This window comes from Agriterribacter humi (genome assembly GCF_009192765.1).
GTDB lineage: Bacteria > Bacteroidota > Bacteroidia > Chitinophagales > Chitinophagaceae > Agriterribacter > Agriterribacter humi.
On record NZ_VOHQ01000018.1, the window covers coordinates 1 to 15,703 of the forward strand.

13 protein-coding genes are annotated in these 15,703 nt (G+C 40.1%); 2 read left to right on the top strand and 11 right to left on the bottom strand.

Translation table 11 applies throughout. The features are described from left to right. Positions 1 to 80: 80 nt before the first annotated feature. The 4 genes from FRX45_RS21115 to amaB form a co-directional block, all read right to left on the bottom strand. Positions 81 to 1,775 (bottom strand): S8 family peptidase, encoded by a 1,695-nt coding sequence (locus FRX45_RS21115; protein WP_226805500.1) that lies wholly within the window; start codon positions 1,773 to 1,775, stop codon positions 81 to 83. 135 nt (positions 1,776 to 1,910) lie between these two features. Continuing rightward, entirely contained in the window at positions 1,911 to 2,942 is a 1,032-nt protein-coding gene (locus FRX45_RS21120) for a hypothetical protein (protein ID WP_152270476.1), read from the bottom strand. Positions 2,943 to 3,410: 468 nt separating this feature from the next. Continuing rightward, complete coding sequence (locus FRX45_RS21125; RefSeq protein WP_152270477.1) at positions 3,411 to 4,928, bottom strand: OmpA family protein; 1,518 nt, start codon at positions 4,926 to 4,928, stop codon at positions 3,411 to 3,413. Between the two features lie 417 nt (positions 4,929 to 5,345). Further along, positions 5,346 to 6,872, bottom strand: a complete 1,527-nt coding sequence (amaB, locus tag FRX45_RS21130; protein WP_226805501.1) for an L-piperidine-6-carboxylate dehydrogenase — start codon at positions 6,870 to 6,872, stop codon at positions 5,346 to 5,348. Positions 6,873 to 7,327: 455 nt separating this feature from the next. On the opposite strand from amaB, the gene FRX45_RS21135 reads away from it, so the two are divergent. After that, a complete protein-coding gene (locus FRX45_RS21135; protein ID WP_152270479.1) occupies positions 7,328 to 7,822 on the top strand; it encodes a hypothetical protein in 495 nt (164 codons plus the stop codon). 67 nt (positions 7,823 to 7,889) lie between these two features. On the opposite strand, the gene panB is transcribed toward FRX45_RS21135, so the two are convergent. The 7 genes from panB to panC all read right to left on the bottom strand — a co-directional run bounded on the left by panB (position 7,890) and on the right by panC (position 14,680). Further along, on the bottom strand, positions 7,890 to 8,705 hold the full coding sequence (gene panB / locus FRX45_RS21140; RefSeq protein WP_152270480.1) for a 3-methyl-2-oxobutanoate hydroxymethyltransferase: 816 nt from the start codon (positions 8,703 to 8,705) through the stop codon (positions 7,890 to 7,892). Between the two features lie 17 nt (positions 8,706 to 8,722). Beyond that, a complete protein-coding gene (locus FRX45_RS21145) occupies positions 8,723 to 9,607 on the bottom strand; it encodes a Ppx/GppA phosphatase family protein (RefSeq protein WP_152270481.1) in 885 nt (294 codons plus the stop codon). A 153-nt stretch (positions 9,608 to 9,760) separates the two neighbouring features. Beyond that, positions 9,761 to 11,830: a polyphosphate kinase 1 gene (ppk1, locus tag FRX45_RS21150; RefSeq protein WP_152270482.1), complete on the bottom strand. Its 2,070-nt coding sequence runs from the start codon at positions 11,828 to 11,830 to the stop codon at positions 9,761 to 9,763. Positions 11,831 to 11,902: 72 nt separating this feature from the next. Further along, positions 11,903 to 12,394 (bottom strand): D-glycero-beta-D-manno-heptose 1-phosphate adenylyltransferase, encoded by a 492-nt coding sequence (rfaE2, locus tag FRX45_RS21155; protein WP_152270483.1) that lies wholly within the window; start codon positions 12,392 to 12,394, stop codon positions 11,903 to 11,905. Beyond that, the gene (locus FRX45_RS21160; protein ID WP_152270484.1) at positions 12,369 to 13,391 is read right to left on the bottom strand and encodes a lysylphosphatidylglycerol synthase transmembrane domain-containing protein; all 1,023 of its coding nucleotides are present in this window, start codon (positions 13,389 to 13,391) and stop codon (positions 12,369 to 12,371) included. The genes rfaE2 and FRX45_RS21160 overlap by 26 nt, the downstream gene beginning before the upstream one ends. Before the next feature lie 82 nt (positions 13,392 to 13,473). Next, complete coding sequence (panD, locus tag FRX45_RS21165) at positions 13,474 to 13,821, bottom strand: aspartate 1-decarboxylase (protein WP_152270485.1); 348 nt, start codon at positions 13,819 to 13,821, stop codon at positions 13,474 to 13,476. Next, positions 13,811 to 14,680, bottom strand: coding sequence for a pantoate--beta-alanine ligase (panC, locus tag FRX45_RS21170; RefSeq protein ID WP_152270486.1), 870 nt, complete (start codon positions 14,678 to 14,680; stop codon positions 13,811 to 13,813). Before panC ends, panD begins: the two co-directional genes overlap by 11 nt. 113 nt (positions 14,681 to 14,793) lie before the next feature. Here panC and FRX45_RS21175 point away from each other — a divergent pair, with 113 nt between their 5' ends. Beyond that, entirely contained in the window at positions 14,794 to 15,609 is an 816-nt protein-coding gene (locus FRX45_RS21175) for a glycogen/starch synthase (protein ID WP_152270487.1), read from the top strand. Positions 15,610 to 15,703: the final 94 nt, after the last annotated feature.

Sequence of the window (15,703 nt, forward strand, 5' to 3'; positions counted from 1 at the left end):
TGTTTTATTTCAAAACAAAACCTGAGCAAGCCTCCTATGCCCGGTCATACTTTTCCAAAGTCGTAGCACTTTCCTTATTCCTATCCGTTCTTTGCTTTTTTCATTTTAGATTTTGGTAATACCGGCTGATGTAATTCTTTCTTTTCTCCGGAGATTGAATCGGCCAGCTTTACCGCTTCATACGCGTTTACTATGCCGGCAGCCCTGCTAAGCTCCGACATGCTTACTTCTTCATCGGTTCCCGGCTTTTGTACTTTAATACCTTCCAGTTGGGTTGAAGACTTTTCAATAACAGACTTAATTTGCTGTACTGTAAGATCCGGATAATAGGACATCAGCAACGCCGCCAGGCCGGCAACTACAGGGCTGGCCATACTGGTTCCCTGTAAATTTCCATATTGATTTCCGCCCGGTAAGGTAGAATATATTTTTACGCCTGGTGCAAAAACATCCACTTTTTCCTTACCATAGTTCGAGAAAGAACCTATAATACCGCCTGCTGCCGGATCGCCGCTGGCGCCTACAGTAATCCAGTTGCTGGCGCTGGCTGTTGTATCGTTTTTGAAATCGGCGCTGGGAAAATTATCATTGTTATCAATATCTTTTGCATCATTTCCTGCAGCATGTACCAGCAGCACACCTTTAGATTCGGCATACCGCACCGCATCATCTACCCATTGTTTCTGGGGTGATATGCTTTTACCAAAGCTCATATTTATTACTTTGGCCCCATTGTCTACGGCATAGCGGATAGCATTCGCTACATCCTTGTCGTGTTCATCACCATCCGGTACGGCTCTTACCGTCATAATGCGCACATTATCAGCAATGCCATTCATTCCAATATTATTATTGCGCGATGCGGCAATAATACCTGATACATGGGTTCCATGCATGGGCGTTCCCGCCATCACATCATTGTTACCATAATCGCGGTCATTGATATCATCATAATTGTCCTGAACAATTTCTCCACGATAATCCTTTGGTTCTTTTACAATGGCTTCGGCCTTTGACTTTTCTCCATTATAAAATTCTTCCGTCATTTCAAGAAGCCTTTTATTGGTCATTTCACTGGCCTGGAAGCCAAGGAACAAAGCCATTATTGTGCTTTTTGCCTTGCTTTCGTCTGCTGATGCCGGTTTAAACGTTTGTAAATCATCGCCATTGTATTCACTCTTTTTTAAACTGATTTGAAGAATGCTGTCGGCCCAGGGCATTTTTTCTACTATATTTTTCAGGAACATTACATTCAGGGAAGCTTCTTTGGCATCGCCTTCTATCAGGTTTCTTACTTTTTTATACATCTTTATTTCATCCAATTCTTCCGGGCTTGCCGTAGCTTCATCGGGCTCTGTATCTCCAAATTTCTTTTTTAATTTATAGTATACCCTTGCAGCTTCATATGAATCCTTATTTACATTTTTCCCATCTTTTCCACCTAAAAAATTCCAGCCATATACATCGTCAATATATCCGTTGTTGTCATCATCAATGCCATTACCCGGAATTTCACCCGGGTTATGCCATAAAACAGGTTTTAAATCTTCGTGGGTGGTATCTACTCCTGAATCTATTACAGCTACTACTACCGGCACACTTTTTTTCCCTTTTAACAATTCGTTGTAAGCTTTTTCCACATCTATACCATAATAACCATCTTTTTGCTTGTCAAGCATATGCCATCCTTTTGGAACATCTTTTACAGCGGTTTGCGCCAATCCGGAATGATATACCATCAATCCCACGAATGCGAGTAAGAAAGTTTTCTTCATGTATTTTGTTTGTTTAGCAAATTTGGACAAAAAATATTAATTATTGCCCCAGTTAACATAATTTAAAAAGACAGAGACGATAAAAAAAAATGTCAGGGTTGCTTTTCCCTGACATTTTAAATGATTCTTAACGATTTAATATCTTATTTGAACTTCCACGCCGGCATTCATCGCATTTCCTCCTGTATCTCTTGCAGTAACATTCATCTGTGAATCCTTAACACCCAGGTCTCTCAAATAGCTTAAAATGGTATTAGCCTGTATTGTGGAACTATTATCAGTTGATTTGAACACATCAACTTTTGCCCCTGGATTATTTATTATTTTATCTGCCAACTGTAAAATGATATTGAAATCATTATTTGACAGAACCTCACTATCCTCTTTAAATTTTACTACCGTTAAATAATCTGCAGCATCCGGGCGGTCATTGCTGAAATTATCCGTAGCTGAAGTATTTACAATGCTTTCGGTTTCAGCACAGCCTCCGTTCAAATCACTGCCTTTCACAAAAGGACACCTGTCCTCTTCATCATTTACACCGTCTGCATCACTATCGGGAACCGGGCAGCCCTCAAAGCGTGCAACACCGCCAATACCAGGACATTTATCTTCAAAATTAAACATACCGTCAGCATCTGTATCGGCAAATTGCATATTACCCTCGTTCAACTGGTCTTTAACCTCAATATTCTCCGAGTTGCTTAATGCAACAAAGGAAGATGAGACACTTGCTACTGACAAAGTTAAAGTCGTTTCTTCATCAGGTGTGGATAAAAGCGTTTCAGAAATAGCAATGTCTGCGGCAAAAGGATCAGGCGTGCTGATGCGAACCGGCGCATTGATATTATTATAGTGTGACTCCGTTGCAACAGTTGCGGCAGCAGAATTGATTTTTGCTAACGCATGATACGAAATATTCTTTTTTACCGTTGCCGATGAAGTGTAGGGATTTAATTCCGTATTCTCCGCTGTAATCACATTTTCATTACTGGCAGGTAAAAACAAAGGATCAGCCAGTTCATCTTCCGCGAAATTATTTTCCTGCAAACCAACCCTTTCAATTACAGAGTTGCCCAGGCTTAAAATGTCACTATCTACCAGGGATTGGGCACTGTAATCATATAGTAGCAGCGCAGACAGAAGTACCGCATCTAACTTTCTCATAAAAATCATTTTTTAGTTTTATAAAGGGCGGATAGGATTTCTGAACTATATAACGAAAAAACACTTAGTCGGATTGTAAAACTACTTAGTTTTTCATCGGGGATATTGTGCGGCTCATCGAAAGTGATTATTGCTGTGTCGAAGGTGAGAAGTGAATCGCTTCTTTTACCCCGTCCGAACGGTGTTCAGCCGGGCGGGCTCTCATTTTTCAGGATAACATACAGACATAATTTGCTTGACTTAACACAAGAAAGAGCTTTTTAAAAAAAGGCCTGGTTTATAAAACATATACAACGAAGCCTGGAGGAAGATCACAGGAGCAATTGGCAATACAAAACTATAATAAGTTGCCGTTAAATGCAACTGGCACACGACGATATTATCACATGATAAAACGATATACTGCCTAAAAAATAAACACCTTTCCGGGATGGAAAGATGTTTATTAAAATAGGTTATATGTTACCGTTAGTATTTTACTTTAAATGCCACACGCCTGTTTTTAGACCTGCCTTTTTCGGTATTGTTATCGGCTATAGGATGCTCGGAACCAAAACCGGATGCAGTTAACCGTTCAGAAGCAATACCTTTTTTAACAAGGTAGGTTTTTATAGCAAGCGCACGGCGTCCTGAAAGCACCTGGTTATGCCGCACAGAGCCGGTATTGTCTGTATGTCCTTCAATATCTAATTTCAGTTCGGCATCGGTGCGCATAATTTCTGCCATCTTATCTAAAGCAGTAAATGAAGAGGTTTTAATATTGTCGCTGTTTACATCAAATAGAATACTGCGCGCGGCTTTATTAATATCGTCAAGCATATCTTTTGCAATATACGGACAGCCCTTGTTTTCTTTTGTTCCGGTTTTAAGCGGGCATTTGTCCGTATCATCATCAATACCATCGCGATCGGTGTCAGGCGCCGGGCAGCCATTGTATTTGACAGTGCCGGCAATACCAGGACAGTTATCGTTATCATCGTCTATGCCATCAGCGTCAGTATCAGGTACAGCACAGCCATTGTATTTGGCAGTTCCGGCTACATCGGGGCATTTATCTGTATCATCGGCAATACCGTCCTTATCCCTATCCGGGGCAGGACATCCTATGAGCTTACTCGTTCCTGCAACGCCAGGACATTTATCTTCATTATCAGGCACACTGTCACCATCTGTATCAGGGCAGCCATTTGTTGCCGCCGTGCCCATTTCAGTTGGGCATTTATCCAGCTGATCGGCTACGCCATCCCCATCACTATCTTTTTGATCTGCTTTAATTTTAGCGGTTTTGGATGGCGTGAGCCATATTACCACAGTACCACCCCAAAGCTCATGTTTGAATGATCCTGTGTATTGAGCAGTATAAAAATCAGACATGCTCCGGCTGTAGTTTGCAGTGAGCATGAGACGATCATTAAAATCAAACCCCGCCAATGCATTTATACCCCAATTTAGCTTTTGGTATTTGTTAACTGCATCGCCGGAAGCGAGCTTGTCGTTGAAACTATTGCGTTCGCCTGAAGCATTCGTAATTTCATATGTGGCTTTACCGTTCAGTTGCAAGGCAATGTATGGTCCGCCACCCACTATAAATCTAACTTTTTGGGTAATGGGCAGGCGGTAAATAAAATTTACCGGGAGTTCGAGGTAGTTGATTTTCCAGGAAGCATTGATAGCAGAAGTATCATTAAGAAAAGATTTTGCAGAATCATAGGATTTTGAAAACTTCCTTCCTTTGTTGGTATATAACAATGCCGGCTGAACAGCCCAGTTTCCATTTTTGTCTAAGTTTATCTCCGAAAAAACACCCGCATGAAAACCACTGAGCGGAGAAAAGTTCTCTTTATATTGTTGATTCCAGCTTTGGAGGTTATTTGTTTCAATAACGGAAACATTGTGCGGTCCGGCACCTACTCCCCATTTGATTTGAGCATACATAAAATTGAAAAACACAAGGTTAAAGGCTAACAGTAAATATGTCTTTTTCATACTGACGGGTTATTTCCAAAGGATGAATTGAATATATGATGATTATAACGTGCAATACACTATAATATTATTGGGATTCAGGCGGTTCCATTTTTTCATGAAGCGGGGGATGCCTGGTTACATTCATCTGTTTTTTCCCTGCGTATCTTAGTTTAAAGGAGAAATTCTAAAAAATGGTTTTGCCATCAGCTTATAAAGAGGATAAATAAAAGTTGTTGATCTTTTCCGCCGGTCAAACAATTTTAAAAATACAGGTAATCTGGTTAATGAATTTTGGCTCCATGATTGTTAACACCTGACCACTGGTCTTCAAATATCAACTAATAAAAAAAATATATTTTTCAAAAAAAAGATATGCACGTTTCACGGGAAACATGTGGATAAGTAGCTCATTTATAATATCTTTAACAGGAAAGCTTAAATATTAAATGTGATTCCCTGAGCCAAAGGAAGAGTTCCGGACCAATTGATGGTATTCGTTTGTCTGCGCATATAATTTTTCCATGCATCGCTGCCACTTTCCCTTCCACCGCCCGTTTCTTTTTCACCTCCAAAAGCTCCCCCAATCTCTGCGCCACTTGTGCCTATGTTTACATTCGCAATACCGCAATCACTACCTGCAACCGACAAAAACAATTCAGCTTCTCTCAGGTTGAGGGTCATAACCGATGATGACAATCCCTGGGGAACGCTGTTTTGAATAGCAATGGCTTCTTCGATGCTTTTGTATTTCATTAAATAAAGAATAGGAGCAAAGGTTTCATGATGAACGATTGCATAGTGGGCAAATACCTCGGCAATACAGGGTTTTACATAGCACCCGCTTTTGTATTCTATGCCTTCTAATACAGCTCCTTCGATAATAAAATTGCCTCCCTCTTTTTTGCAGCTTTCTATGGCTGCCAGGTAATTTTTTACGGCATCGGTATCAATCAGGGGCCCCACATGGTTTTCTTCGTTCATGGGGTCCCCAATTCTTAATTGCTGGTATGCGTTTACCAGTTTATCTTTAAAGATGTCGTAAATATCTTCCTGAACAATCAACCGCCTGCTGCTGGTGCAACGTTGTCCGGCAGTGCCTACCGCCCCAAATACGCTGGCTATTACAGCTATATCAATATCGGCGTCTTTTGATACAATTATAGCATTGTTGCCGCCTAATTCCAATAAGCTTTTCCCTAACCTGGAAGCTACCGCAGAAGCTACTGCTTTTCCCATACGGGTAGATCCGGTTGCGGAAATTAAAGGAATTCTCACATCGTTCGACATTTTTTCTCCTATGTATTTATCGCCAATTAAAATACAACTAACTCCTTCAGGAACATTATTTTGCAGTAGTACATCTGAAATTAAATTTTGACAGGCAATTGCACACAAGGGCGTTTTTTCGGAAGGCTTCCAGATACAGGCATTACCGCATACCCAGGAAAGCATTGCATTCCAGCTCCACACTGCCACGGGGAAATTAAAAGCGGATATAATACCAGTGATACCTAACGGATGCCATTGTTCGTACATGCGGTGACCGGGGCGTTCACTATGCATGGTTAATCCGTATAACTGGCGCGAAAGTCCCACAGCAAAATCGCAGATATCTATCATCTCCTGTACTTCACCCAAACCTTCCTGCAGGCTTTTGCCCATTTCGTAAGAAACCAGTTTTCCAAGAGGTTCTTTAAATTCCCGGAGCTTTTCGCCAATTTGTCTAACCACATCTCCCCTTTTTGGAGCGGGCCAGGTTCTCCATTCTAAAAATGCCTCATTTGCTTTTCTTACCACAGTTTCATAACCATTGTCATCTGCAAGGTATACGCTGGCTATCAGGGCCCCGTCAACCGGGGAATGCGAAGGAAGGATTGCGCCTGATGACCCAATATAGAATTGTCCCGTAGAAACGCCCTGGTTTACAGAACTGATCCGCAGTTTTTCAATAAAATTACTCATTGTCATTTTATTTTGCCACAATATACATATTGCAGACACAGTTTACATCCACTAATGTCAGGTTACAGGAAGTAACCATTTTAACTTTTTGAAAAATGCAGGAATAAGCAAAGCTATTCAAAGCCTGAACCATCCTGTGGCACTGACTTTCGTAAATTTTAAGTCATCCCATGCCATCAGGGCAGGTGATTATCCACTCTTTCCTTTGATCTATGTTATTAAATCGGGTATAGTTATTGATTTAATGGCTAAGAGTTATGAGGTTTCGAAATTATTGATCTTCTTTGCATACTGTTACGCTTTTTTGTATCCGCAATGAGAAACCTGTAAGTGCAGGTTTTTTTTATTTACTGCACTCCCATCCATCCCCATTATCACTTGAAAAGCCTCGCGATTTTAATCGGGTTCCAACTTGTGTGAAACCGTGTATTGTTAACTTGATTAAATCAAACAAAATGGCAAATTCATTCCGTACGCGGTTTGGCAGTTTATGTATTATTTTGACCATGGCAGCGTTATCTGCAAAAGCAAATGACGAATCTGTTCAACCTGAACAATTTAATCTGAACGCCTTTGTAAAAGCATCTGTTAGTATTTTAGACGGAAACGCTGCAAGAGTAGAAGCGTTTTTAAATAAGCTAAAGAATAAGGAGTCAACCAGTATTTGTGTTTGCGAAATACTGGAGCTTCAAAACAACAATTCGAAATATACCAATGTGGCCATCTTTGCCGAGAAAACAAATAAGGGAAACATTGGGAATGGGTATAAAGTTGCGGAGCGGACAATAGCGAAGGAAAAAAAGCAAATGCGGTCAATTTATTTTGACGCGGTAAAGATAAATACAAAGGTGGCGGTAGCGTCTAATTGTTTGAGCTTATATATGAAGTTAAAGGCGGAAGCACCCGGATTGAAACTCTATGATATTTTAGATGCAGATAAACACTATTAGTATACTAATGTATTGATAAAAAGATTATTGCAGCGGATATGTTATATTTTATTTCAACAGCTCGTTTTTAGTATTGCTCATTTTCATTAGGAAAGTCGCCCTCCTTTACATCAGTAATATAATGTTGAACAGCATGTGTTATAGCTTCATTAAGATTAAGATATTGCCGTAAAAAGCGAGGTTTAAATTCACTTGTAATACCCAACATATCATGCATTACCAGTACCTGCCCGTCACAATCCCCTCCCGCTCCAATGCCAATAGTAGGAATATGGAGGCTTGCGCTTACCTGCTTGGCCAGCGCAGCCGGAATTTTTTCCAGCACTATGGAAAAGCACCCGGTTTCTTCCAGAAGCCTGGCATCGCGCTGGAGCTTTTCGGCTTCCGCTTCCTCTTTTGCCCTTACAGTATAGGTGCCGAATTTATAAATAGACTGAGGCGTTAAACCCAAATGACCCATAACCGGAACACCTGCTGATATGATCCTTTTAACTGATTCTATCACTTCCTCGCCGCCTTCAAGCTTTACAGCATGCGCTCCCGTTTCTTTCATAATGCGGATTGTGGAGTTCAGTGCTTCTTTTGAATTACCCTGGTAAGCACCAAAAGGAAGGTCCACCACAACCAGGCAACGTTTAGCTCCTCTTACTACCGATGAGGCGTGATAGATCATTTGATCCAAAGTTACCGGGAGTGTCGTTTCATGTCCAGCCATTACATTGCTGGCAGAGTCGCCCACCAGTAAAATATCTATTCCTGCTGCGTCAAATGTTTTGGCAAACGAATAATCATACGCTGTAAGCATGGCTATTTTTTCACCATTGCTTTTCATTTTCTGGAGGGTATTGGTAGTAATTCTTTTGATTTCTTTATTGATACTCATAAAATGATTATGGGCGTTTAAACCGTTGTTACTTCTTTATATAAATGCTGAATTAATCCGTCTGCAAGTCCTATTCGTGGAACATAAATCTCCTTCGCGTCTGTCCATCGCATTACGTTGATATAAATCAATAGGGCCGGAACAATAACATCAGCCCTGTCTTCCCTGAATTTATATATACGCATGCGCTCCTCCAGCGTAAAAGCGCTCAGCTCTTTATAATAGTCTTTCAGCAATTCAAAAGGCAAAGGCTTGCCATCCTTTTTTTTGGATAATGAAAATATTTTATTAATATTTCCTCCCGAACCAATTGCAATAACAGAGCGGTAGTCTTTCGTTTTGAATTTTATGTAATCTTTCATACTATCCCAATGCGCTTCTGTTACCATATTTTTTAATAATCGTATGGTTCCAATATTAAAAGATTCCTTAAACACCAGTTTTTCGTTACTGAAAAAAGTAAGCTCTGTACTTCCACCGCCTACATCCGTATAAAGATAAGCATCGTCTTTAGACATATTTTCGGCGATATGGTTTTCATATATAAAACTGGCTTCCGCCTCGCCGCTGATTACTTCAATGGTAATACCTGTTTCCAGCTTTATTTTCCTGATAATATCCTGCGCATTCCTGGCATCCCGCATAGCCGAAGTAGCGCAGGCCTTAACGTGGGTAACTCCATAAGCATTTATAAGATGCTTATATGCTTTCATGGTTTGCATAACCATGCCTGTTTTTTCTTTGGATATTTCGTTGTTTTCAAACACATCAAAACCCAATCTTAGCGGTACTCTTATAAGGTTTAGCTTATTGAAAACCGGTTCGCCGTTAGTGTTTATTTTCACTTCACTAAGCAGCAACCGGGCAGCGTTACTTCCAATATCAATAGCGGCTAATCTCAATATGGTATAATTGTATGAATGATTTTAGGCCTCAATATTATTAAATAATTACGGGTGCATAATATATAAAAATCCACAATTGTCAATAATCGCATTTGATATGCTTTAAACGGATGCATGATATTCAGTAAACCCGTCTTTAAACGCACACCTTTACTTATGGGCCCTGTTAAAAAGATAATTGTAGGTTTCTATCTGGGATCTTACTTTTTTCCCCGGAATTTTCACGTAGGTATTGCTTAATTCATTGTCTAACCAGCGGGCCTTCACATTATCTTTTAACTGTATGAGCAAAATATCTTTGAGCTCATTACAAATGGCAGGATCTTTAATGTATACTGCCGCTTCCACCCGGTGATCGAGATTACGCACCATCAGATCGGCCGATGAAATAAGCACTTTTTGTTGGCCACCGTTATGAAATATCATTACCCTTGCATGTTCAAGATACTCATCTACAATGCTAATAGCCTGCACTGCAATTTTGAATCTTTTATTCTCGGTAAGCATACAGCATATGCCTCTTATAACCATACGTATTTCCACCCCGCTTTCCGCGGCTTCATATAATTTATTGATCAGTGCTTCATCTGAGAGTGAATTCAGCTTCAGCAATATGCCGGCCCGTTTACCGTTTTTTGCATTTTTAATTTCGTGGTCAATAAGCGTAGTTATTTGCTTTCGCATAAATAAAGGACTGATCAGTAAATTTTGGCAGGCTTTAAGAAAATGTAAGCCCGTTTTTGGCTGTAGCAAATAATTAAAGATCCGGTTGATATCTGCCATAATACCGCGATCAGAGGTGAGCAGGCAATGGTCGCCATAAAGAGTAGCTGTTTTTTCATTCAGATTGCCGGTGCTTACAAAGCCATATTGAATAGTTTTGTTTCCCTGTCTCTTCTTAATAACGCATAATTTGGCATGTACTTTCATATTGGGCACACCCAGCAACACCAGCACTCCTTCGTCTTCCAAGCGTTCCTTCCATTCTAAATTGGCTTCTTCGTCAAAACGGGCGCGCAGTTCAAGCATAACTGTAACTTTTTTACCATTTCGCTGTGCATTGATCAAAGCGTTGGCGATTTTGGAATTAGACGCCAGCCGGTATGCAGTAATTTTTATTTCAAGTACCTGGGGATCCATTGCTGCTTCTCTTAAGAGGTCAATTACGGCATTGAATGAATGGTACGGAAAATGCAGCATTACATCCCCTTGTATAATAGTGTCGGTAACACGGTTTACATTTTTAAATGCCGGGTGGATGATGGGTTTTTTGCGTAGACTTTTTTGCGCGAAAACAGATTCAGGAAAATCCATGAAATGCCTGAAGTTATGTATTCTTCCGCCCGGTATTATAGCATCTTTACTTTTAAGGTGTAGCCGGCGAATAAGATATTCCAGTAAACCCGCATCAATTTCCTTATCATACAAAAACCGAACGGGTTTTCCTTTTTTTCGTGTTTTTAAACCCTTTTTTATTTTTTGCGTGTAAGGAATACTCATATCAGTATCAAGGTCAAACTCCGCATCACGGGTAACCTTTATTATATGAGCTGAATACTGATCATATCCCAGGAAAGAAAAAATATGCGGAACACAAAAGCGTATCACGTCCTCCAGCAAAATAAGGTGATGCTCTCCGGGTTTTGAGGGAAGACGCACAAACCGGGGCACCACTCTTGTAGGTACTTCAATCAGGGCATATTTTTTTTTGTATGCTGAATCGCTTTTTGATAATACTACGGCAAGCAAAATGGCTTTTTCACGAAGGGAGGGAAAGTTTTCTATGCTTTCTATCATCAATGGAATAATAGAGGACGATACTTCTTCATCATAAAAAGTGCGTACAAATTTTTGCTGCTCCCTGTTCAATTGTTTTTCGGTAACTAAAAAAATTTTCTGTCTTTTCAACTCATTGAAAATTGTTTTCCAGATCCTGTCAAATTCACTCCGCTGTTCCAAAACAGTAAGGTGTATCTGGTCTAATATTTTCTGAGGTTCCTGTTCAAGATGCATGCGGGCCTTTTTCCCCAACTCCTGCATTCTTTTTAAGGCAGCAACCCGTATCCTGAAAAACTCATCCAGGTTATTGGAAAATATACCAAGAAATTTTATTCGCTCTTTAAGCGGAACGGTAGGATCGGCCGCTTCCTGTAATACTCTTGCATTAAATGCCAGCCAACTGATATCCCGGACAATCGTTTTGCCTTTCTCCTTAGTCATATACTTATTTAACTTATTGGTAAAAATAAGTAAACGGGGTATGTAGCATATATTAAGTTTTGCTAAAAATGGTTACAGCTCCTGAATTTTCTGTATGAGTGCGGTGGTGGAATATCCTTTTACCAGCGGGATGATCTTTACTTCGCCTCCATTTTTGATCACATCCTCCGCTCCTACTATTTGTTCTATGGCGTAATCACCTCCTTTAATAAGGGTGTCGGGCTCAATAATCCTGATCAGTTCAAGGGGAGTTTCTTCATCAAACAATACAACAGCGTCTATCATGGTTAATGAGGCAAGCATCTGCGCTCTGAAAGACTCATTATTAACCGGCCTGTTCTCTCCTTTTAGTTTTTTCACGGAGGCGTCTGTGTTAACGCCTACAACCAATATGTCGCCCAAAGCTGCAGCCTGTGATAATATTTCCAGGTGCCCCTGGTGCAAAATATCGAAACAGCCATTTGTAAACGCGACCTTTTTATCCAGGAGCCTCCAGCGTTTTACCTGGTGTTGCATACCATTAAACGTTAGAATTTTATTATTGGTTAACGCTGGGTATTTCATATTTGCTCCGGTTTATGATTGGTAATAAAAGTAAACAAAGTATTCCTGCAAAAATAACAATTCCTGTTTGCGCTATCCATAAAATCCACCCAAATCCAAGCGCCGGCCCTTCAGCAATTGCATACAGCGGCAATAATTTCTGGATAGTGTACTGGTATGCGCCAATGCCCCCCTGTGTGGCAAGCATGGCCAGGCTTCCAAAGCTTAATATGGAAAAGCATGCCTTAAATCCGAGATGGCTAACAGCTTCCATGGTATAAAACCCGATGCGGATACTCAGCAGGTAAAGCATCCATATAGAAAAAGTATAGAGCAAAAAAAGCCATTTATTTTTCAGGTGTTTGATACTGGTAATACCTGCCCATATACCTTTTAGTATCTTTTTTATAGTGCGGATAAATTTTGACGCAGCAAATATCCTGGCGAGCCAGGTTAAAACAATAATAATTGCAGCTAAAATGCCGAGGATTGTGGCTATCTTATATATTTCGAACCGACCCTGCCCATCGTATAATAAACTATTGAGCTGCATTGCTGCATATTGGTGAATGGTATCAAACTGGATGAAAACTGTAATAATAATGATAAGGATAAGACATATGAAATCACATATTCTTTCTGTTACCATAGTGCCAATGAGCTTATCGGCCGGAATTTTTTCGTGTTTGGCCAAAATAGTGCATTTCATCACTTCACCCAGACGGGGAACCAACAGGTTAAAAAAATATCCCAGTATGGTGGCGAAAAACGTATTAACGACAGATGGACTGTACCCAAGCGGACGAATCAGTATTTTCCACCGCAATGCCCTGATGTAATGACTGACCATCAATAGCAGCATTGCAGGTAAAACCAGCCAGTAGTTGGCATTATTCAATGCATCTGCTAAATGCCGCCTGTTTTCGAACGACAGATTGTGGGCACTTAACCACAACAGAAAAATACCCAACCCTAAAAAGAAAATATACTGAAGGGTATTTATCGCCTTTTTTTTCATATTGTGATGGAATACCGGTCAAAAGTAATGGAGAGCCTTTTTAGAAAAAGAAGCCCGAAAAGGTTGATCTCCTCTTCCACAATCAGTGGAGTAAATTTCCCTCTTTTGGAAAAACTATACTGGGCTTAAATTGCCTGGCTTCTTCAAAATCCATATTTGCGTAAGATATAATGATAACGGTATCGCCTACCGCACCCTGCCTGGCAGCGGGTCCGTTCAGGCAGCATACGCCGGATCCTCTTTTGCCTTTAATTAAATAGGTTTCAATACGGGAGCCATTGTTAACATTAACAATCTGTATCTTTTCATTTTCTATCAGGTTAGCTGCCTCCATCAGTGCTTCATCCAGAGTAAGGCTTCCCACATAGTTTAAATTGGCCTCTGTAATAACGGCTCTGTGTATTTTTGATTTCAGTATCTCAATTTCCATAGCTTGCAAAATTAAGCGGTAATAACATATTATCAATCAACCTTACTTCCCCCATAAAAGCGGCTATTAATGCTATTATTTTTGTTTGTCCGTCCCAAACATCAATGATCTGCAGATCTTCCGCCTTTGCTATTACCACGTAATCCGCTACCAGTTCTTTTTGAATGAGCAAATTACCGGCTCCTTCTATCATTTCTTTTACCGGGCCGGCTTTCATATGTTTGTTGATATATGATAATGCCTCAAATATTCCTCCTGCTTTCTGTTTTTCATCAGCACTAAGCCTCATGTTGCGGCTGCTCATGGCCAAGCCGTTTGGTTCACGCAGTGTTGGGCAGATGATAATTTTAGCAGGCGAATGAATGAGTGTTAAAAGTTTCCTGATCACCATGCATTGCTGGTAGTCTTTTTGTCCTATGTAAAGCTGGTTGGGCCGAACAATTTCTATTAACCGGTGTACTACCTGGCATACACCCTGAAAATGACCGGGGCGGTATTTCCCTTCGAGAACAGATTCAAGATAACCCAATTCATATACCTGGGTTTGAGTTATACCGGAAGGGTATATTTCGCCTGTATCAGGCAAAAAAAGCACATCGCATGCTTCTTTTTCCAGCAGGTAAATATCATTTTCCAGCGTTTTGGGATAAAGCTCAAAATCTTTTGGATCATTGAATTGTGTAGGATTTACGAATATACTGCATACCACTACGCCACTCTCCTCTCCTGCCTTTTTTACCAGTGAAAGATGTCCCTGGTGTAATGCACCCATAGTGGGCACAAATCCAATTGTTTTTTTTGCCGCTCGCTGCTTTTGCAGATACCTGAAGAGGTCTTTGGATTGCTTAATAATGAACATAATGGCATTAAAAGTAGTAATTGCAAGCGTTTCCACCGCAGTTTCGGCAAAAAAAGCCTACCTTTGCACACCTTACATATTTCCTTAATATTAACTTAACATAAAAACGGAAAATGTCTACAAAGAAACGAATCCTATTCATTGCCAATGAAATGTCACCATACCTGGAACTGACAGAATTTTCAGAAATCGTAAATCACCTGGCAATAAAATCAAATGATAGTGGTTTCGAAGTTCGTTGTATTATGCCCCGTTTTGGTATTATTAATGAAAGGAGGCACAGGCTGCATGAAGTAGTCCGGCTTTCCGGAATAAATGTGTCTGTAGATAATGAAGATTTTCCTTTACAAATAAAAGTGGCGTCCCTTCCTAATGCGCGTTTACAGATTTATTTTCTTGAAAATGAGGATCTTTTTAAAAGGAAGTTTGTATTTGCCGATGAAAAGGAAAACTGGTATGATGATAACTGGCTGCGCACTATTTTTTATTGTAAGGGCGCCCTGGAAACAGTAAAAAAATTCGGATGGCCTCCCGATATTATTCATTGCAGTGGCTGGATGACAGGTTTGATCCCTTTGTACCTCAAAACGGCATATAAAAAGGAACCGGTATTCAGCAATAGTAAAATTGTGTTTACTATCGGGCAGAATACTTTCAAAGAAAAAATTAGCCCCGATTTCGTTAAAAAAATTGCCATACATGCTTCTATAAAGGATAAGGACCTTGAGCCTTTCAAAGAAAATAACAATACGGCCATGTTCAGGGGAGGCGCTGCCTATGCAGATGCTATTACTTTTGGCGCTGCAAAAGTAGAGAAGAAACTATCGGATGAATTTTCAAAAGTAAAAGGTAAAAAAATCCTGCCATTTAAACCTGATTCAGATTTAACAGACTATTTACAATTGTATAACGACCTTGCGCAGAAGTAATGAAGGTGAAAGTGAAGGGTTAAAAAAATCATTTTCTCCTTTGGCTTTAGTACCTAAGTACCGTATCAAAATCCCTCTATTAAAAATTACATCA